Origin of the sequence: Klebsiella sp. R390 (genome assembly GCF_051131745.1) — a bacterium.
GTDB lineage: Bacteria > Pseudomonadota > Gammaproteobacteria > Enterobacterales > Enterobacteriaceae > Klebsiella.
Map to the genome: position 1 here is coordinate 4,004,415 of NZ_CP180445.1, position 19,188 is coordinate 4,023,602.

The following is a 19,188-nucleotide window of genomic DNA, read 5'->3' on the forward strand; positions in this document are numbered from 1 at the left end:
ATCATTAGTCAGGAGAAGGACTGCGTGGAAACGTATAACAACGAAAACGATCAGGTCGATGCGCTCAAGCGTTTCTTTGCCGAAAATGGTAAAGCGCTGGCCGTTGGTGTGATTTTAGGGATTGGTGCGTTGGTTGGCTGGCGCTACTGGAGCTCTCATCAGCAGGATACGGCGCGAGAGTCGTCTTTATCCTATGAGAACGCGATTTCAGGACTCAAATCAGACAAGCCTGAAGCGCTGACGACGGCAGAGAAATTTGCGGCTGACAACAAAAATACCTACGGCGCGTTCACCTCACTGGAACTGGCGCAGCGTTTTGTCGACAAGAACGATCTGCAAAATGCCGAAAAGCAGCTTCAGCAGGGCCTCACCGCGGCGCCGGATGATAACCTGAAGTCGGTTATCAATATGCGTCTCGCGCGTGTACAGCTGCAGCTGAAGAAACCAGATGAAGCGCTGAAAACCCTTGATGGTATTAAAGGCGAGGGCTGGGTTGCTATCGTTGCCGATCTCCGTGGTGAGATTCTGCTCGATAAAGGCGATAAGCAAGGCGCGCGCGCAGCCTGGGAAGCTGGCGTGAAAAGCGATGCTTCACCAGCGCTCAGCGAAATGATGCGTATGAAAATAAATAATCTGTCCATCTGAGAGGGACTCGATGCAATTGCGTAAATTACTTTTGCCAGGGCTGCTTTCCGTTACTTTATTAAGCGGTTGTTCGTTGTTTAACAGCGAAGAAGATGTGGTGAAAATGTCGCCACTGCCGACGGTGGAAAACCAGTTTACGCCGTCCACGTCCTGGAGCACCTCTGTTGGCGATGGTATCGGCGAATTCTATTCTAACCTGCACCCGGCTTTTGCGGACGGCGTAGTCTATGCGGCCGATCGTAAAGGTACCGTCAAAGCGCTGAACGCTGACGATGGTAAAGAAGTCTGGTCAATTAACCTGGCTGAGAAAGACGGTTGGTTCTCCCGGACCCCGGCACTGCTTTCCGGCGGTATCGCGGTCTCCGGCGGTCATGTCTATATCGGTAGCGAAAAAGCCCAGCTGTATGCGCTGAATACCAGCGATGGTACCGTAGCGTGGCAGGCGCGTGTGGCCGGTGAAGCGATTTCTCGTCCGGTGATCAGCGACGGCATGGTGCTGGTGCATACCAGCAACGGCCAGCTGCAGGCGCTGAACGAAACGGATGGTGCGGTCAAATGGACCGTCAACCTGGATATGCCGGCGCTGTCTCTGCGCGGTGAATCTGCCCCGGCGACCGCCTATGGCGCAGCCATCGTTGGCGGTGACAACGGTCGCGTGAGCGCCGTGCTGATGCAACAAGGGCAGATCATCTGGCAGCAGCGTATCTCCCAGGCAACGGGCCCGACTGAAATCGACCGTCTGAATGACGTCGATACCACTCCGGTTATCGTTAATGGCGTGGTTTATACCCTGGCGTATAATGGTAACCTGACGGCGCTGGATCTGCGTAGCGGCCAGATCATGTGGAAACGTGAGCTGGGCTCGGTGAACGACTTTATCGTTGACGGCGATCGTATCTACATGGTCGATCAGAATGACCGTATCCTGGCGCTCTCCACTGAAGGTGGTGTGACGCTGTGGACGCAAAGCGATCTATTACATCGTCTGTTAACGGCGCCGGTGTTGTATAATGGCAACCTGGTCGTTGGCGATAGCGAAGGCTATATGCACTGGATTAACCCAGAGGATGGTCACTTTGTGGCCCAGCAGAAAGTGGATAGCTCCGGCTTCCGTACCGACGCGGCAGTAGCCGATGGTCGACTGCTGATCCAGGCAACAGACGGCACGCTGTATTCCATTACGCGTTAGTCGTAGCGGCATACCCTGTTGATTCGGGTTGCTCCTGCGACCGGGAGACAGCGGTATAGTGCATATTGAGAAACGGCCCCTGGCACACAGGGGCCGTTTTGACTTTTTTAAAAACGTCGTCAAAACGACGTTGCATAGCAATTTGTAAGAGGCATTTAACATGATACCTGTGGTCGCGCTTGTCGGGCGCCCTAATGTTGGAAAATCCACGCTTTTCAACCGTTTGACGCGCACTCGTGATGCGTTGGTCGCGGATTTCCCGGGGCTGACTCGTGACCGTAAGTACGGTCGTGCTGAAGTTGAAGGTCGCGAATTTATCTGTATCGATACCGGCGGTATTGATGGCACAGAAGATGGCGTTGAAACCCGGATGGCGGAACAATCCCTGCTGGCGATTGAAGAAGCGGACGTGGTGCTGTTTATGGTTGATGCCCGCGCGGGTCTGATGCCGGCGGATACGGCGATCGCTAAACACCTCCGCTCTCGTGAAAAACCAACCTTCCTGGTGGCGAACAAAACTGACGGCATCGATGCCGATCAGGCGATTGCCGATTTCTGGTCGCTGGGGCTGGGTGATATTCATCCGATCGCGGCGTCTCACGGTCGCGGTGTCACCAGCCTGCTGGAGCACGTCCTGCTGCCGTGGGCAGAAGAAATCGACCCGTCGGAAGAAGTCGATGAAGATGCGGCATACTGGGCGCAGTTTGAAGCAGAGCAAAATGGCGAAGAAATCGAAGAGCCTGAAGATGACTTCAACCCGCAGGATCTGCCGATCAAGCTGGCGATTGTGGGCCGTCCGAACGTCGGTAAATCAACGCTGACCAACCGTATTCTTGGTGAAGACCGCGTCGTGGTCTACGACATGCCGGGCACCACGCGCGACAGCATTTACATTCCGATGCAGCGCGATGAACGTGAATACGTGCTGATTGACACCGCTGGCGTGCGTAAGCGCGGGAAAATTACCGATGTAGTCGAAAAATTCTCGGTGATCAAAACGCTGCAGGCGATCGAAGACGCTAACGTTGTGATGCTGGTTATTGATGCCCGTGAAGGGATCTCCGATCAGGATCTCTCTCTGCTGGGCTTCATCCTCAACAGCGGGCGTTCGTTGGTGATTGTCGTCAACAAATGGGATGGCCTGAGCCAGGAAGTCAGAGAGCAGGTTAAAGAGACCCTGGACTTCCGTCTGGGCTTTATCGACTTTGCGCGCATCCACTTTATCTCCGCCCTGCACGGTAGCGGCGTGGGTAATCTGTTTGAATCCGTACGCGAAGCCTATGACAGCGCGACCCGTCGTGTCGGGACGGCGTTGCTGACCCGTATCATGACCATGGCCGCCGAAGATCACCAGCCGCCGCTGGTGCGCGGTCGTCGCGTGAAGCTGAAATATGCTCATGCCGGTGGTTATAACCCGCCGATCGTGGTTATTCACGGAAACCAGGTGAAAGACCTGCCGGATTCTTATAAACGCTATCTGATGAACTACTTCCGCAAATCGCTGGAAGTCATGGGGACGCCGATCCGCATCCAGTTCAAAGAGGGCGAGAACCCGTTTGCCAACAAACGTAATACCCTGACGCCAAACCAGATGCGTAAGCGTAAGCGCTTGATTAAACACATCAAGAAAAGCAAATAATTGAAAACCCGCCGTTGGCGGGTTTTTTTATCCCTCAGGAACGCATCGTCCCTCTGAATGAATCCGCAACGCACGATGAGACGGCATGTATAATAACCGCATACTTTTTACTGATTATCTGGCAATCACGATGGCAGGGTCACGATGCAAGTAGGATTTATTGGACTGGGTGCGGTTGTCGAAACCGCCTATCTTCCGGCTCTCGGGCGTCTGGCGATACCGCTCACGGCGTGCTGGGGCTTTGATGCCAATACCGGGAGAAAACTGCCGGGTATCACCTGCTGTGAATCGCTGGCGGCGCTGCTCGACAAACCGCTGGATCTGCTGTTTATCACTACCGCCTCGCTACAGCATCTGCCGGTGCTGGAAGCGGCGCTGGCATCAGCCTGTCCGCGCATTGTGGTGGAAAAGCCGGTTGTTGCTACCCTGCAACAGATTGCCCGTCTGCGAACACGGCTTAGCGATCCGCATACCGCGCGGCGGGTACTGGCGCTCGATCACTGGATGGCGCGTGATGGCGCGCTGAAGCTGGCCTTAGGTGAGCTGGACGCCCGTTGGCAAGGTCCAGCGCTAAGCCACCCGCCGCTGGTCTCTTCAATTCGCGACATCGTCCGTATCGACGGTTTTTTGCAGGAGCCCAGCGGTTTTAACGAAAACGGCGAGCCGGTGGCGCTCAACTTTGCCACCGGTGAACCGGACACCCGTCAGCTGCGCCATCCCGATGGCGTGATCCTCGATATCGGTACCCACGTGCTGGCCATGCTGCGCGAAACTATTCGCTACTGTGGCGGGGCCGATGACATTCATCTTGCGGTCCGGCAGGCCAGCGACCGTCTCGGTCACGCCATCGCACCTGGTGATGTTCACACTGCAGAAGGTAGCGCCCACCTGACGGGGGAGATGAGCGGTCTTCCGCTTAACATCTGGCTGAACAAATATGCCGGGCCTTCCGGAGGCCAGAAAGGGCTTCGCCTGTGGCTGCGTGACGGGCGGATTATCAGTCAGGATCGCCGCGATAATTGCGAGGTGGTGTCGTTGATTGACGGTGAGCACGTCGATAGCTGGCAGCGCGCCGGTGCCATCTACGACCACTGTCTGGGGGAGCATATTCTGGGCGACAACAGCCTGTTTGTCCGCGCGCCCGATGAGGTCGCCCGCTTAACCCAGCGGCGGATCAACGAGGTGGCGCTGCTGCTGGAGCTACAGCAGCAATTACGCGGGCCGCACTGAAGCGGATGTCATGATAAACTGGGCAGATAAACCTTCAGTAAGGAATCACCATGGAACTTGCCTGTCCTGTTTGTCATGCGCCACTGGAACTGCAGGGGCAGAGTGCGCACTGTAGTCACTGTGCAACAGACTTTGCGCCGGAGGCCCGCTGCCCGGATTGTCACCAACCGCTTGAGGTATTAAAGGCGTGCGGGGCGGTAGATTATTTTTGTCAGCACGGGCACGGGCTGATTTCGAAAAAGCGGGTGGAGTGGGTTCTGCCTGAGTAAGACGGACGCGCTGTCAGGCTTTTTTCGCCCGTGTTTTCTTCACGGGCGTGACCGCGGTGACTTCACTTTCAACCCAACCGTCATTCAGGCGAGTGGAAAGCCGATCGCCGGCCTTCACCTGTTTGGTTTGTTTCAGCACTTTGCCATCGCTGGCTGAAGTGACGCTATAGCCGCGTGCCAGCGTCGCCAGCGGGCTGACGGCTTCGAGATGGGTCACCATGCTGCCAAAACGTTCGCGTTGATCGCCCAGGCGTGCGCGCATGTTCTCGGCAAGACGGTATTCCAGCTGTTGAATCCGTGACTGAATACGATGAATGCGCGGCTGCGGGTTCTGCATATTCAGGCGTTGCACAACACGCTGTTGACGTTGATCGGCACGCTTCATCTGCGTTTCAAGCGCCTGACGCATACGCTCACGCAGACGTTCAAGAGTGGTCTGCTGGCGCACCAGGCGCAACTGAGGATGCTGCTGCTGAAGGCGGTGGAACAGCTGGGTAAAGCGACGATGACGGTTAGCGATGAAATAGTCCATCGCCATTTCCAGGCGCTGCTGTCCGGACTGCAGCTGACGCAACAGCTCCTGCTGATTGCGGCTGACAATTTCAGCAGCAGCAGAAGGGGTCGGCGCCCGCAGGTCAGAGACAAAATCGGCGATGGTCACGTCGGTTTCATGTCCGACGGCGCTGACGACCGGAATGCGGCTGGCAAAAATTGCCCGCACGACCCGTTCATCGTTAAAGCTCCATAAGTCTTCCAGCGAACCGCCGCCGCGCCCCACGATCAGCACGTCACACTCCCCGCGCAGGTTGGCTAATGCGATAGCGCGAACGATCTGCGCTGGCGCGTCGTCACCCTGCACTGCAGTGGGGTAGATAACCACCGGCAGCGACGGATCGCGTCGTTTGAGCACCTGCAAAATATCGTGCAGCGCCGCGCCGGTTTTCGACGTGATCACCCCGACGCAGTGGGCCGGAGAGGGGAGCGCCTGCTTATGCTGTTGTTCGAACAGGCCTTCCGCCGCCAGCAACGCTTTTAATTGCTCATACTTTTGCTGCAGTAACCCTTCACCGGCGGGCTGCATGCTTTCAACAATAATCTGATAATCGCCGCGCGGCTCATAAAGGGTGATATTGGCGCGAACCAACACCTGCTGCCCGTGCTGTGGGCGGAAGGTGACCCGACGGTTGCTGTTGCGGAACATCGCGCAACGCACCTGGGCGTTGTCGTCTTTTAAGGTGAAGTACCAGTGACCAGAGGAGGGCTGGCTGAAGTTTGAGATCTCACCGCTGATCCAGACCTGGCCCATTTCCTGTTCCAGCAACATGCGAACCGTCTGATTGAGGCGGCTGACGGTGAAAATGGAGGGAGATTTAGATGGCAACATGTGAGCAAGATCAAATTTTAAATCAGCAGGTTATTCAGTCGATAGTAACCTGCTGAGGGGCAATCGCAAGTATTATTTTCAAAAAAGGGTGGATGCAATCGGTTACGCTCTGTATAATGCCACGGCAATATTTATCCACCCTGGTCGAGATATTGCCCATGCTACGTATCGCTAAAGAAGCTCTGACGTTTGACGACGTCCTCCTCGTTCCCGCTCATTCTACCGTTCTGCCGAATACTGCCGATCTCAGCACTCAGCTGACGAAAACCATTCGTCTGAATATTCCAATGCTCTCCGCAGCCATGGATACCGTAACGGAAGCGCGCCTGGCAATTGCCCTGGCACAGGAAGGCGGCATCGGCTTTATTCACAAAAACATGTCTATCGAACGCCAGGCGGATGAAGTTCGCCGCGTGAAGAAACATGAATCCGGCGTGGTTTCTGACCCACAGACCGTCCTGCCGACCACCACGCTGCGTGAAGTGAAAGAACTGACCGAACGTAACGGTTTTGCCGGTTACCCGGTGGTGAACGAAGACAACGAACTGGTGGGGATTATCACCGGCCGTGACGTGCGCTTCGTGACCGATCTGAACCAGCCGGTCAGCGTTTACATGACCCCGAAAGAGCGTCTGGTCACCGTGCGTGAAGGCGAAAGCCGCGACGTCGTGTTTGCTAAAATGCACGAAAAACGCGTTGAAAAAGCGCTGGTCGTGGATGCCGGCTTCCATCTGCGTGGCATGATTACGGTTAAAGACTTCCAGAAAGCGGAACGTAAACCGAACGCGTGTAAAGATGAACACGGTCGTCTGCGTGTTGGTGCAGCGGTTGGCGCTGGCGCAGGCAACGAAGAGCGTGTTGATGCGCTGGTTGCTGCAGGCGTTGACGTACTGCTGATTGACTCCTCTCACGGCCATTCCGAAGGCGTTCTGCAGCGCATCCGTGAAACTCGTGCCAAATACCCGGACCTGCAAATCATCGGCGGTAACGTTGCAACGGGCGCCGGTGCTCGTGCCCTGGCTGAAGCCGGCGTGAGCGCGGTGAAAGTGGGTATCGGTCCTGGCTCTATCTGTACGACCCGTATCGTCACCGGCGTGGGTGTTCCGCAGATTACCGCGGTATCTGATGCTGTCGAAGCCCTTGAAGGGACCGGTATTCCGGTTATCGCCGACGGCGGTATTCGTTTCTCCGGTGATATCGCCAAAGCGATCGCCGCTGGTGCTGCGGCCGTCATGGTTGGCTCCATGCTGGCAGGTACCGAAGAATCTCCGGGTGAAATCGAACTTTACCAGGGCCGTTCTTACAAATCTTATCGCGGTATGGGTTCTCTGGGCGCGATGTCCAAAGGCTCTTCAGACCGTTATTTCCAGAGCGATAACGCGGCAGACAAACTGGTACCGGAAGGTATCGAAGGCCGTGTTGCCTATAAAGGCCGCCTGAAAGAGATCATTCACCAGCAGATGGGCGGCCTGCGCTCCTGTATGGGGCTGACCGGTTGTGGTACCATCGACACCCTGCGTACTAAAGCGGAGTTCGTGCGTATCAGCGGGGCTGGTATCCAGGAAAGCCACGTTCACGACGTGACGATCACCAAGGAATCCCCGAACTACCGCATGGGCTCCTGATTTTCATCGCCCGGCCCTGCGCCGGGCGATTTTATTTAATCGCTACTGCTCTGGAATAAACGTCAATGACGGATAACATTCATAAACATCGCATTCTAATCCTGGACTTCGGTTCTCAGTACACCCAACTGGTTGCACGTCGCGTACGTGAATTAGGGGTTTATTGCGAGCTGTGGGCATGGGACGTGACAGAAGCTCAAATTCGTGAGTTCAACCCAAGCGGCATCATTCTTTCTGGCGGCCCGGAAAGCACCACTGAGCACAACAGCCCGCGTGCTCCGCAGTATGTGTTCGACGCTGGCGTGCCGGTATTTGGCGTATGCTACGGCATGCAGACCATGGCAATGCAGCTGGGTGGCCACGTTGAAAGCTCCAACGAGCGTGAATTTGGTTACGCGCAGGTTGAAGTGAAAACCGACAGCGCGCTGGTTCGCGGCATCGAAGACGCCCTGAGCGCTGCCGGTAAGCCGCTGCTGGACGTGTGGATGAGCCACGGCGACAAAGTGACCGCTATCCCGTCCGACTTCGTGACCGTTGCCAGCACCGAAACCTGTCCGTTTGCCATTATGGCCAACGAAGAAAAACGCTTCTACGGCGTGCAGTTCCATCCGGAAGTGACCCACACTCGTCAGGGCCAGCGTCTGCTGGAGCGTTTTGTGCTGGAAATTTGCGGCTGCGAAGCGCTGTGGACCCCGGCAAAAATCATCGAAGACGCGATTGTCCGCATTCGCGAGCAGGTCGGTGACGATAAAGTTATCCTCGGCCTGTCCGGCGGCGTTGACTCCTCGGTCACCGCGATGCTGCTGCACCGCGCTATCGGTAAAAACCTGACCTGCGTCTTCGTCGATAACGGCCTGCTGCGTCTGAACGAAGCCGCGCAGGTAATGGATATGTTCGGCGACCACTTCGGCCTGAACATCGTTCACGTTGAAGGCGAAAACCGCTTCTTGACCGCGCTGGCGGGCGAAAACGACCCGGAAGCCAAGCGTAAAATCATCGGCCGCGTATTCGTTGAAGTGTTCGACGAAGAAGCGCTGAAGCTTGAAGACGTTAAGTGGCTGGCACAGGGCACTATTTACCCTGACGTTATCGAGTCTGCCGCTTCCGCGACCGGTAAAGCGCACGTCATCAAATCTCACCACAACGTGGGCGGCTTGCCGAAAGAGATGAAGATGGGTCTGGTTGAACCGCTGCGTGAGCTGTTCAAAGACGAAGTGCGTAAGATTGGTCTGGAGCTGGGCCTGCCGTACGACATGCTGTACCGTCACCCGTTCCCGGGTCCAGGTCTGGGTGTTCGCGTGCTGGGCGAAGTGAAGAAAGAGTACTGCGACCTGCTGCGCCGCGCCGACGCTATCTTCATCGAAGAGCTGCACAAAGCTGACCTGTACAACAAAGTGAGCCAGGCGTTTACCGTGTTCCTGCCGGTTCGTTCCGTTGGCGTCATGGGCGATGGCCGTAAATACGACTGGGTTGTCTCCCTGCGCGCGGTCGAAACCATCGACTTTATGACCGCGCACTGGGCGCACCTGCCATACGACTTCCTTGGCCGTGTGTCCAACCGCATCATCAACGAAGTGAACGGTATTTCCCGCGTGGTCTATGACATCAGCGGCAAACCACCAGCTACGATTGAGTGGGAATAATCTCCCGGCGTGATTAAACAAAACCCTCTGTTTTTACAGAGGGTTTTTTCGTTTTATGGGTTCCCAATAACTCAATCGGAAGTGAGAGCGCTGCATCTTGTTGGTGGTCTAAAAATGGTCTATATTAAAACCAGTATATGATTATTCGGTGAAGCCATCATGAAAGTAGAGACCATCAGCTACGTTAAAAAAAACGCGGCGACGCTTGATTTGTCTGAACCGATCCTGGTGACACAAAATGGTGTACCTGCGTATGTTATCGAATCCTACGACCAGCAGCAGGAACGGGAAAACGCCATCGCGTTGTTGAAACTGCTGACTCTGTCGGAGAAGGATAAATCTGACGGGCGCTTGTTCTCAAAAGACCAACTGCTGGATGGGATTGCGGATTAAACCCAGAGCACGCAACGTAAAGGGATTTCCATGGAACCGCTGGTCACCTTTGAATATACGCTTACTGTAAAGCACTGCATCGACACCATTGCGAGTTATCTCCGCCGGGTTGATGTTAAACCGCGCCCGGTTATCGCGGATATACTCACGCAGTTCGAACGTACCGTGAGCCAGTTTCCATTGGGATGCCAGATCTGCCCCGAGCTGCTGAAAATTGGCTGTGCGAAGTATCGGGAATTTAACCACGCTGAAGGCTACCGGGTTTTGTATTCTGTCGACGGAACGCGGGTGACAGTACATGCGATCTTGTCCCATCGCCAGGACATCCAGCAGTTACTGTTTAAGCGTCTGATCGTTGCCTGATAACCCGCTTTTTTTTACACCATTGCGTGGCGGTTATTCCTCCAAATCCCACTGTAAAAGCAGAGGGAATTTTCATTTTAGACCGAGTATTAAGGTGGCCTGGAAATGGGTAATCTACACCTGCACATCAGGCTCGCTAAGCGCCGGTGATGGACGTTGAGTCTGGCCACGAGCAATGGTCAGCGCCAGCCCGGCGACCACCAGCGCCAGTCCAGTGGATACCCCTAAACTTCCCTGAATCCCGAGATGTTGATTAAGCCAGGCATAGCCAAATGGTGAGGCTGCAGCCAGCAGCTGGGCCGGGATCAGCAGGATTCCGGTGCGGCGGGCGTAATCCTGGGTGGCAAACAGCTGTAGCGGCAGCGTGGCCTTAAACACCGTGGCCAGCCCATTAATGGCGCCATAGCCCAGCACAAACCCTGCAGCGGCCCATGCGATGCTGGAGGCGCTCAGGCCGAGGGCGAAACACAGCGGCATCAGGAAGGTGGTCAGCAGGGTAAGTTTCAGCGGCGTGAGCGCGGAGCCGGTCACGACCTCCAGAAATCGAGCGCCGGTTTGCCCCACGCCCCACAGCATTCCCACCGCCACCGGTAGCCCATAACTGGCAATAAATTCCGGCAGGTGAGTGGAGGTGCCATTGGAGACAAAGGTGACCAGCGCGATCAGCGTGGCGTACAGCAGCCCCATGCGCCTTTCATGACGCGAAGCGGGAAGACGCTCGCGTTGGTGTATCGCGACGGGCTGGGTGTGATTGGGCATCCGCCAGAGCAGGAGCGCACTCAGCAGGCCCAGCAGCCCGTAGATCAGCAGCGCGTGCCGCCAGTCCGTCACCGTCAGCAACGCGGCGCCCAGCGGCCAGAACAGGGCGGACGCTAACCCGCCCGCGAGCGTGACCCGGGAGATCGTTCGCCTCGCCTGCTGGCCGTAAAGATTCACCAGCGCGGCAAACAGCGCATCGTAGAGCGCCAGACGCATGCCGATGCCGGTGAGCAGCCAGGCGCCCAACCAGCCAACCAGGGTATGTACCCCGGCCATCATGAAACAGCCCACCGCTATCGCCAGCGTACCGCAGAGTACAACTCGCTGGCCGCCTGCCCGGGCCAGAAGCGGGGCGACGAAAGGAGAGAGCAGCGCCATTATCAGCATGGCGAACGTCAGGCCAAGGTAGATGTGGATCGCGGGCCAACCGGTGTCCTGGTGGATGGCGCGGGCAAAGGTGCCCGGCATATAAAATGAAATCCCCCAGTTAATCAGCTGATTGCACCCGACAGCCAGCGTGAGTAAAGCGGTAGGGGAGCGCGTTTGTTCAGTCACTTTTATGGTGTTCCAGTCAGTTATGCGGTTGTCGGCAGCATAACCCGCACGCTATTGTGCTGGCAGACCGGTTCATTTATGACCCTTATAAGAGAAACTTTGCAATGACGATGCTTAATCTGGGATATCTGGCGACCTTTCGGCTGGTGGTCCAACGCGGGAGCTTTTCTGCCGCGGCCGATGTGCTGGGGCTATCGCAGCCTGCGGTCAGCCTGCAGGTACGCCAGCTGGAACAGTTTCTTCAGACCCGCCTGGTTGAGCGTACCGGACGTGGTATTAAAGCCACGTCCGCCGGAGAGGCGCTGCTGGGTCACAGTGAGCATATCGACCGTGCGGTCAGCGCCGCGCTGCAGTCGGTCAATGAGTGTAGTCATGAGATCGGTGGGTCGATAACGCTGGGGACGGGGGCCACGGCCTGTATTCACCTTTTGCCTCCGCTGTTACAGCAGTTGCGGCTGGCACATCCGCTGCTGACGGTCGGCGTTACGACCGGCAATACGGTTGATATTGTGCGGGCCGTGGAAGAGAACCGACTCGATCTGGGGCTGGTGACGCTTCCTGCCAGCGGGCGTAGCCTGGCCGTCACTTCGCTGCTGGATGAGGAGTTTGTTTTTATCTTTGCCCGCGATGGGGACGAGTTACCATCGCCGCTGACGCCAGAGCAGTTACACGCGCTGCCGTTGATTGCCTTTGAGGCAGGAAGCGGAACCCGGGAGCTCATCGACGGTTGGTTCCGTGCCGCTGGGCTGTTGGTGGCCCCGGTTATGCAGTTGGGAAGCATTGAAGCGATTAAACGCATGGTGCGCGCCGGTTTGGGGTATAGCATTGTCCCGCGCATGGCGGTTGAGCAGCCTGAAGACCGGCACGGATTATTTGTTCAGTCGCTGACGCCGGGTCTGCACCGACAGTTAGGTGTCGTCATGCGCCAGGATAAAATTCTCAGCAAAGGGATCGGTGAAATGTTGCGTCTGCTACGCGGTGTGCGTTTCCCCGTTTAAGGCGACGCGACCGACATGTGGCTGACACGACTGTGTCGGCTTATTCCCGCGGGGGAGTATCAACAGTAATCGTAGACTGCTGAGACTGGATCTTGTCCTGATGATGGTACCAGGCGCCGATGGAGGAGTAGACAAATCGTCCAAAGAAAAAGATAAAACTGATAAGCAGTACGATACGGGTCATGCGACGGTTAAATCGATGTCGTTTACGCATACTGGGTGCCTGACTCACAAAAGGTTCCTTAAAGTATACCCACAAGTGGGCGATATGGGTATTAAGGCACAGGAAGGGCGCAGGGTCAATTGATGAGGATGTAAAAATCCGCGGCTCAAACATCACTTAATGTTATGTAATGCACTCATCACATTTACATGATTTCTCGTTCGGCGGTTCAATGCCAAAAAAATAAGATTTATTAATGTGAGAGAATAATTTATTTGATTTAAATCAACTGTGCGTGGCTGTTGGTCACTAAAATCGTCTGTTCGTTCCGCGTCGTTATTATTTCGCGGTCAGGATGGTTGGGTTGGATGCCTGCCTGAATATACCCTGCTGGAATCTGGGTTATCCATAGAGCATCAATGACAATAATTAAACATTATAAACAGTACCGGGATAAATGGTGGGCGCTGCCGCTTATCTTACCTATGCTTTTACTGCCTCTGGCAAGAGCGGCAAATACCTACGCTGAACTCAACGGTAGTGAAGTTTCCCTTTACTATTTGCCATTAGCGCTGGTCCTGAGCCTGATGCTTTTTTTTGGCTGGGCGGCACTGCCAGGTATTATCATTGGCCTTCTGTGTACTGTCGCGCGCGGAATGAGTCCAGGGAATGTGGTCAGCGTTATTTTTCATTTTCTGATACCCACCGTGCTGTGCTGGGGCGGATATCGAATCTTTGTGCCGCACCGGCAGCATATCGCGCATGGCAATGTGAGCCTGATGCCACACCGATTGTTCTGGCAAATGTTTCTGCCGTCACTCATTTTTCTCGTGATTTCCCAACTGGCCGAGTATCTGGGGATGCATCCGCGACGGGCGGATCTGATTGGCGTGGATCCGCTAAGCCTGCGTACGCTAATTACTTTTCAGGCGTTGATGGTCGGTTGTTTAACCGGTGTGCCGCTGTGCTATTTTCTGATTCGTATTATTCGTAATCCATGGTATGTCCGCGGGTTTATTTCACAAGCGAATCTGCAGGTTGACCCAAAAATAAAATATGTCGAATTTGTGTTATGGACTGCGTCGTTGTTAATGTTATTGGCACTATTATTTATGCCACTGAATAGCAGAAGTACGATATTTAGCACAAATTATACATTATCATTACTTATGCCGGTGATGTTATGGGGCGCGATGCGTTTTGGTTATCGCTATATCTCGCTGATCTGGTCGCTGGTGCTGATTCTGGTAATTCATTTTCATGAACGATATTTACCCTCTTCGATGGTTTATCATAACCAGATAGCGATCACCTCTTCGAGCTACCTGGTGTTCTCTTTTATTATTGCTTATATGGCCATGCTGGCGACCCAACAGCGTATGATTCATGCCCGGGTTCGGCGAATGGCATTTCTCGATCCGGTTGTCCATATGCCCAATTTACGGGCGCTGAGCCGCTCGCTGGATAACTCAATCTGGTCAGTACTCTGTTTTTTGCGGATGCCGGAACTGGAACTGCTCGGCCGTCATTATGGCGTTCTGTTACGTATTCAATATAAACAGCAGCTTGCCGAGCATTTAAGCGACGTTTTACAGGCGAATGAAGCCGTTTACCATCTTTCCGGGCATGACCTGGTGCTCCGTCTGAATAGCGGTGAACATAAGGCACGAATGGCTACACTGGCTGAACACATCAGGCGGTTCCGCTTTGTCTGGGACGGGATACCTCTGCAGCCTACCGTCGGGATCAGCTACTGCAGCGTTCGCTCACCGGTTCAGCATCTCTATTTGTTATTAGGCGAGCTCAACAATATTGCCGATATGTCACTGACCAGCGGCCAGCCGGAAAATCTGCAGCGCCGCGGTGCGGTGCATATCCAGTCCGAGCTGAAAGATAAAGTGGCGATGATGAACCAGATCCAGCAAGCGCTGGAAAACAATCAGTTTCAGCTGGCTGCCCAGCCGATCGTCGGCATTCGCGGCGATAGCTATCATGAAGTGTTGCTGAGAATGGTGGGGGAAGACGGAACGCTGATTTACCCGGAAACTTTCCTTCCGGTCGCGCATGAGTTTGGCCTGGCTTCGCGTATCGACCTGTGGGTGCTGGAGCACACCATCGCCTTTATGAACCAGCACCGGCAAACGCTTCCGGGACTACGGCTGGCGATGAACCTTTCACCGGTTTCCGCCAGCAGAAGCCAGTTCCCCGGCGAAGTGGAGATCCTGCTGACGCGCTACGATGTTGAGCCCTGGCAGTTAATCTTTGAGCTGACGGAAAACCATACGCTCACCAATCCAGAACTTGCGCGGCAAACTGTGGCACAGCTGCAGACGCTAGGCTGCCGCGTGGTCATCCGTGATTTTGGTACGGGTTCCGCCAGCTATGCACGACTGAAAAGTCTGGATGTCGATCTACTGCGTATTGACGGCAGCTTTATTCGCAATCTGCCTTCCAGCAGTCTTGATTACCAGGTGGTGGCATCGATTTGTCATCTGGCGCGGATGAAAAATATGCTGGTGGTGGCGGAGGCTGTTGATACGCCGGAGATTCGACAGGTGGTGCAGTCACTGGGGATTGACTACCTGCAGGGCAGTGACATTGGCGCACCGGTTCCGCTGGCCTCTCTGGCGAACAGGGACATGGCAAAGGCTGGCTGACGGGTAAGAACGCGGCCGGGTTGTCTCAACCCGGCCTGCGGATTACATGCGGATTAGCTGTCGGGCTCTTCTTCGGCGATTTTCAGTAACCAGTCGGGCACGCCTTCCCAGTACTGCTGCTCTTTTTCCAGATCGAGCAGAACCAGCGCATTCTGGCTGAACCAGTCGTGCGGGAAGACCAGTGTCCAGTGGTTAGCTTCCGTTTTCAGACGCAGCGTAGGCGGCGTGGTGGTCGCCTGACGCTGGTTATTCAACAAGATACCCAGGCGCAAAAGCTGAATCAGCGGCAGGAACTGCTTTTTCTTAAATAGCGTAAAGCGCGGCAAATCGTCCAGCTTGATGGCTTTACGATGATAGCGAACCAGCGTTGCCATCAGCATTTGCTGTTCCTGATTGAAGCCGGGCAAGTCGCTGTTCTGCAAAATATACGCCGAGTGGCGGTGCATGCCGCTGTGGTTAATGTTCAGCCCCACCTCGTGCAGCATAACCGCCCATTTCAGCAACGCCGACAGATTCGGGTTGTCCAGTTTAGGATTCTGTTCCTGCCACTGTTCGAACATATGAGTGGTGGTTTCCAGCACCCGACGCGCCTGCTCGCGGTCGATATTGTACTGGTTTGCCAGGCTCTGTGCGGTGCGGCTGCGGATATCCTGGTGGCGGAAACGTCCTTCCATTTCGTACAGCACGCCTTCGCGCAGTGCACCGTCGGACAGACGCAGCTCTTTGATCGCCAGGGCGTCAAAAACGCCGCTCAGGATCGCCAGTCCGGGAGCGAAAACCGCTTTGCGCTCTTCCGACAGCCCCGGCAGGCTGAGAGCATCGAAGTTTTTATACTTCAGAACTTCATCCACCAGCATTTCCAGACGTTCCGGGGTGATAAAACCGTCTTTCTCGCCCATCGCCACCAGTACTTCCTGCGCGGCTTTGATGGTGCCGGAAGCACCCAGCGCCACGTTCCAGCCCTGGATACGGAATTGCCATGCCAGCGTTTCCAGCTTCTGCACGGCCGACAGGCGCGCACGCTGGAAATTCTCTTTGTTAATGGTGCCGCCAGGGAAGTAGATCTGCGAGAAGCTGACGCAACCCATGCGCCGGCTTTCCACCAACCGCGGTTCGAAATCCTCGCCAATCACCAGCTCCGTCGAACCGCCGCCGATATCGATGACCAGTTTTCGGCCCCTTTCCGGTTGCGTATGCTCAACGCCCATAAAAATCAGACGTGCTTCTTCATTACCCGAAATTATCTCAATCGGATAGGGAATCACCTTTTCCGCACGCTTGAGAAACTCAGCGGCGTTTGTCGCCTGGCGTAAGGTATGGGTCCCGACGATGCATACGCTGGAGGGAGAAAAACCCTGCAGGCGTTCCGCGAACAGCGACAGGCAGTTAAGCCCGCGGGTTATCGCTTCTTCGCTAAGCACGGAGTTTTCATCCAGGCCATCGGCCAGGTGAACCCGCTGTTTCAGGCGGCCGATGATCTGCATCGCGCCGTCGACGACACGCGCGATCACCATATGAAAACTGTTTGAACCAAGGTCGACCGCAGCAAACTCCTGAGGACGAGGGGTTTTTTCGTTTATTGGCATAGTTAGTCGGGCTGTTCGAGTGATTTGAGATAGTCGTAGATCGCCAGCTGTGCGCGTACCTTACGGCGGTTGCCACGCGGTACATAGCGATTACTCAGTTCTTTATCAAGATAGCGTGCTTTGACCGTGTCGTTGAACAACAGATCAAAAATATCCAGTACGCGCTGTTTCAGGCGCGGATCCAGCAGCGGGGCGGCGACTTCAATACGATAGTCTATATTGCGGGTCATCCAGTCTGCGGAAGAGAGCCAGACTTGTTTGTCGCCACCGTTTTCAAAGACATAGACGCGATCGTGTTCCAGGAAGCGGTCAACGATGCTGGTCACGCGAATGTTTTCGCTAATGCCTTCCAGACCGGGGATCAGGGAGCACATGCCGCGTATTAACAGATTAACCGGCACTCCGGAACTTGAGGCCGCATACAGGCGATCTACCAGTCCTTTATCCACCAGGTTGTTCAACTTCAGCGTGATGCCGGAAGGTTGTCCGTTCTGGGCGTTGGCGATCTCTCTGTCGATCATTTCATACAGCAGGCGGCGCGAATTCTGCGGCGAAACCAGCAGATAATCGAAGCTTACCGGGCGGTATGGGTTTTCGATAAAGTTGAAGACGCGACGCACCTCATTGGTAATACGCGCATCGGCGGTCAGCAACGAATAGTCGGTATACAAGCGGGCGGTTTTTTCGTTGAAGTTGCCGGTACCGATATGGGCATAGCGGACCACTTCATCACCCTCTTTACGTGACACCAGGAACAGCTTGGCGTGAATTTTCAGGCCCGGCGCAGAGAAGATTACGTGCACGCCCGCTTCGGTCAGGCGTTTTGCCCAATGAATGTTGGCTTCTTCATCAAAGCGCGCCTGCAGCTCTACCACGACGGTGACTTTTTTACCGTTATGGGCAGCGTGGATCATCGAGTCAATGATGCGCGAATCTTTGGCAACGCGATAAATATTGATTTTGATCGCCAGCACGCTGGGGTCGAACGATGCCTGACGCAGCAGTTCCAGCACGTGCTCAAAGGTATGGTACGGATAGTACAGCAGCACGTCGCGCTCGCGAATCGCATCAAACCCGTTACGGAATTTATCGAACCAGGTGTGGCGAAGGCGCGGCAGTGGTTTGTTGACCAGATTGGCCTTACCGACGTTCGGGAAGCCGATAAAGTCTTTGAAATTATGGTAGCGACCGCCCGGCAGCATCGAGTCGTAGCGCGAAATAGAGAACATCTCACGCAGCATTTCGACCATGGTGTCCGGCATGTCGCGCTGATAGACAAAACGCACCGGTTCTGCCGTCAGACGCTGTTTCAGGCTGGAGGACATCAGTTCCATCAGGCTCGATTCCATCTCGTGTACCAGGTCGTACTCGGCATCACGAGTCATTTTCATCGAGTAGGCGTTGAGCGCATCGTAGTCAAAGAAGCCTTTAAAAATGTCATCCAGGCAGTAACGCAGGATGTTATCAAGCAAAATCATTGGCTTACGACGACGTGGCGCTTCCGGCGGCAGGTTCACAAAGCGCGGGACTTTATCTGACGGAATTTCCAGCAGGGCGTAATTGATGGTCTCGCCGCGGATGATTTCTACCGCCAGATAGGTGTAATCGTCTTTCAGAAACTGGATCAGATCCGTTTCAGGGTTAATCAGAATAGGGGTGATATGCTGGCGCAGATACTGCTTGAAGTAGTTGCGTAGCCAGGACTGCTGATTGACCGAGAGCTGGCGTTCGTTGATCAGGAAGATTTGATTACGCGCCATCTCCAGCAGCAGCTCGTTGTACAGGCTGTCAAACTCCTGGTCAGCTTTGAGGACCCGGGCCTGGATTTTACCTAATAAATGGCGAGAATGGGCGGTACTGCCTTGTTCTTCGCTAATAATGATGCGGCGCTTAAGTTCAGCGAAGCGCACTTTATAGAATTCGTCGAGATTGTTGGAGTAGATCCCCAAAAAGCGCATGCGCTCAATCAGTGGGTTGCTTTTATCCGCCGCTTCCTGAAGTACGCGTTCGTTAAAGGACAACCAGCTGAGTTCTTTCTCGATATATAGCTTTTCCTGGCCCATTACAACTCACACTCCGGTTGATTGATG

Annotated in this window: 16 protein-coding genes; 11 read left to right on the forward strand and 5 right to left on the reverse strand. The window is 55.0% G+C overall.

All coding sequences use genetic code 11. The features are described from left to right. Positions 1 to 24 precede the first annotated feature (24 nt). The 5 genes from ACMYSP_RS18810 to ACMYSP_RS18830 all read left to right on the forward strand — a co-directional run bounded on the left by ACMYSP_RS18810 (position 25) and on the right by ACMYSP_RS18830 (position 4,972). Positions 25 to 645, forward strand: coding sequence for a YfgM family protein (locus ACMYSP_RS18810; RefSeq protein WP_434583557.1), 621 nt, complete (start codon positions 25 to 27; stop codon positions 643 to 645). A 10-nt stretch (positions 646 to 655) separates the two neighbouring features. Next, positions 656 to 1,834 (forward strand): outer membrane protein assembly factor BamB, encoded by a 1,179-nt coding sequence (bamB, locus tag ACMYSP_RS18815; RefSeq protein ID WP_123755369.1) that lies wholly within the window; start codon positions 656 to 658, stop codon positions 1,832 to 1,834. Between the two features lie 160 nt (positions 1,835 to 1,994). Next, positions 1,995 to 3,473 (forward strand): ribosome biogenesis GTPase Der, encoded by a 1,479-nt coding sequence (gene der / locus ACMYSP_RS18820; protein ID WP_123755368.1) that lies wholly within the window; start codon positions 1,995 to 1,997, stop codon positions 3,471 to 3,473. Between the two features lie 144 nt (positions 3,474 to 3,617). Beyond that, complete coding sequence (locus tag ACMYSP_RS18825) at positions 3,618 to 4,703, forward strand: Gfo/Idh/MocA family oxidoreductase (protein ID WP_434583558.1); 1,086 nt, start codon at positions 3,618 to 3,620, stop codon at positions 4,701 to 4,703. Between the two features lie 50 nt (positions 4,704 to 4,753). After that, entirely contained in the window at positions 4,754 to 4,972 is a 219-nt protein-coding gene (locus ACMYSP_RS18830; RefSeq protein WP_123755366.1) for a zinc ribbon domain-containing protein, read from the forward strand. 13 nt (positions 4,973 to 4,985) lie between these two features. Here the strand turns inward: ACMYSP_RS18830 and xseA are convergent, their stop codons facing one another. Further along, positions 4,986 to 6,356 (reverse strand): exodeoxyribonuclease VII large subunit, encoded by a 1,371-nt coding sequence (gene xseA, locus ACMYSP_RS18835; RefSeq protein ID WP_434583559.1) that lies wholly within the window; start codon positions 6,354 to 6,356, stop codon positions 4,986 to 4,988. A gap of 158 nt (positions 6,357 to 6,514) precedes the next feature. On the opposite strand from xseA, the gene guaB reads away from it, so the two are divergent. From guaB to ACMYSP_RS18855, 4 genes are all read left to right on the forward strand, one after another. Further along, the gene (gene guaB, locus ACMYSP_RS18840; RefSeq protein ID WP_123755364.1) at positions 6,515 to 7,981 is read left to right on the forward strand and encodes an IMP dehydrogenase; all 1,467 of its coding nucleotides are present in this window, start codon (positions 6,515 to 6,517) and stop codon (positions 7,979 to 7,981) included. 65 nt (positions 7,982 to 8,046) lie between these two features. Continuing rightward, positions 8,047 to 9,624, forward strand: coding sequence for a glutamine-hydrolyzing GMP synthase (guaA, locus tag ACMYSP_RS18845; protein ID WP_434583561.1), 1,578 nt, complete (start codon positions 8,047 to 8,049; stop codon positions 9,622 to 9,624). Positions 9,625 to 9,783: 159 nt separating this feature from the next. Further along, positions 9,784 to 10,017, forward strand: coding sequence for a type II toxin-antitoxin system Phd/YefM family antitoxin (locus tag ACMYSP_RS18850; protein WP_123755362.1), 234 nt, complete (start codon positions 9,784 to 9,786; stop codon positions 10,015 to 10,017). 30 nt (positions 10,018 to 10,047) lie between these two features. Continuing rightward, positions 10,048 to 10,380, forward strand: a complete 333-nt coding sequence (locus ACMYSP_RS18855; RefSeq protein ID WP_434583562.1) for a type II toxin-antitoxin system RelE/ParE family toxin — start codon at positions 10,048 to 10,050, stop codon at positions 10,378 to 10,380. Positions 10,381 to 10,494: 114 nt separating this feature from the next. On the opposite strand, the gene ACMYSP_RS18860 is transcribed toward ACMYSP_RS18855, so the two are convergent. Then, positions 10,495 to 11,607: an MFS transporter gene (locus tag ACMYSP_RS18860; protein WP_434587174.1), complete on the reverse strand. Its 1,113-nt coding sequence runs from the start codon at positions 11,605 to 11,607 to the stop codon at positions 10,495 to 10,497. Positions 11,608 to 11,798: 191 nt separating this feature from the next. Here ACMYSP_RS18860 and ACMYSP_RS18865 point away from each other — a divergent pair, with 191 nt between their 5' ends. After that, positions 11,799 to 12,692, forward strand: coding sequence for a LysR family transcriptional regulator (locus tag ACMYSP_RS18865; RefSeq protein ID WP_434583563.1), 894 nt, complete (start codon positions 11,799 to 11,801; stop codon positions 12,690 to 12,692). Between the two features lie 40 nt (positions 12,693 to 12,732). On the opposite strand, the gene ACMYSP_RS18870 is transcribed toward ACMYSP_RS18865, so the two are convergent. Beyond that, the gene (locus tag ACMYSP_RS18870) at positions 12,733 to 12,906 is read right to left on the reverse strand and encodes a YfgG family protein (RefSeq protein WP_154144172.1); all 174 of its coding nucleotides are present in this window, start codon (positions 12,904 to 12,906) and stop codon (positions 12,733 to 12,735) included. Positions 12,907 to 13,274: 368 nt separating this feature from the next. Between ACMYSP_RS18870 and ACMYSP_RS18875 the strand changes: the two genes are divergently transcribed. Continuing rightward, positions 13,275 to 15,512 carry an EAL domain-containing protein gene (locus ACMYSP_RS18875; protein ID WP_434583565.1) on the forward strand — a complete coding sequence of 746 codons (2,238 nt, stop codon included), beginning with the start codon at positions 13,275 to 13,277 and terminating at the stop codon, positions 15,510 to 15,512. Positions 15,513 to 15,565: 53 nt separating this feature from the next. Here the strand turns inward: ACMYSP_RS18875 and ppx are convergent, their stop codons facing one another. Both ppx and ppk1 read right to left on the reverse strand, forming a co-directional pair. Continuing rightward, positions 15,566 to 17,098: an exopolyphosphatase gene (gene ppx / locus ACMYSP_RS18880; protein ID WP_434583567.1), complete on the reverse strand. Its 1,533-nt coding sequence runs from the start codon at positions 17,096 to 17,098 to the stop codon at positions 15,566 to 15,568. A gap of 2 nt (positions 17,099 to 17,100) precedes the next feature. Beyond that, entirely contained in the window at positions 17,101 to 19,161 is a 2,061-nt protein-coding gene (gene ppk1 / locus ACMYSP_RS18885) for a polyphosphate kinase 1 (RefSeq protein WP_434583568.1), read from the reverse strand. Positions 19,162 to 19,188 lie beyond the last annotated feature (27 nt).

Coding starts and splice junctions, on each gene's coding strand:
- bamB (WP_123755369.1), top strand. CDS start 656: ATGCAATTGCGTAAATTACTTTTGCCAGGGCTGCTTTCCGTTACTTTA.
- der (WP_123755368.1), top strand. CDS start 1,995: ATGATACCTGTGGTCGCGCTTGTCGGGCGCCCTAATGTTGGAAAATCC.
- ACMYSP_RS18825 (WP_434583558.1), top strand. CDS start 3,618: ATGCAAGTAGGATTTATTGGACTGGGTGCGGTTGTCGAAACCGCCTAT.
- ACMYSP_RS18830 (WP_123755366.1), top strand. CDS start 4,754: ATGGAACTTGCCTGTCCTGTTTGTCATGCGCCACTGGAACTGCAGGGG.
- xseA (WP_434583559.1), bottom strand. CDS start 6,356: ATGTTGCCATCTAAATCTCCCTCCATTTTCACCGTCAGCCGCCTCAAT.
- guaB (WP_123755364.1), top strand. CDS start 6,515: ATGCTACGTATCGCTAAAGAAGCTCTGACGTTTGACGACGTCCTCCTC.
- guaA (WP_434583561.1), top strand. CDS start 8,047: ATGACGGATAACATTCATAAACATCGCATTCTAATCCTGGACTTCGGT.
- ACMYSP_RS18850 (WP_123755362.1), top strand. CDS start 9,784: ATGAAAGTAGAGACCATCAGCTACGTTAAAAAAAACGCGGCGACGCTT.
- ACMYSP_RS18855 (WP_434583562.1), top strand. CDS start 10,048: ATGGAACCGCTGGTCACCTTTGAATATACGCTTACTGTAAAGCACTGC.
- ACMYSP_RS18860 (WP_434587174.1), bottom strand. CDS start 11,607: ATGCCGGGCACCTTTGCCCGCGCCATCCACCAGGACACCGGTTGGCCC.
- ACMYSP_RS18865 (WP_434583563.1), top strand. CDS start 11,799: ATGACGATGCTTAATCTGGGATATCTGGCGACCTTTCGGCTGGTGGTC.
- ACMYSP_RS18870 (WP_154144172.1), bottom strand. CDS start 12,906: ATGCGTAAACGACATCGATTTAACCGTCGCATGACCCGTATCGTACTG.
- ACMYSP_RS18875 (WP_434583565.1), top strand. CDS start 13,275: ATGACAATAATTAAACATTATAAACAGTACCGGGATAAATGGTGGGCG.
- ppx (WP_434583567.1), bottom strand. CDS start 17,098: ATGCCAATAAACGAAAAAACCCCTCGTCCTCAGGAGTTTGCTGCGGTC.
- ppk1 (WP_434583568.1), bottom strand. CDS start 19,161: ATGGGCCAGGAAAAGCTATATATCGAGAAAGAACTCAGCTGGTTGTCC.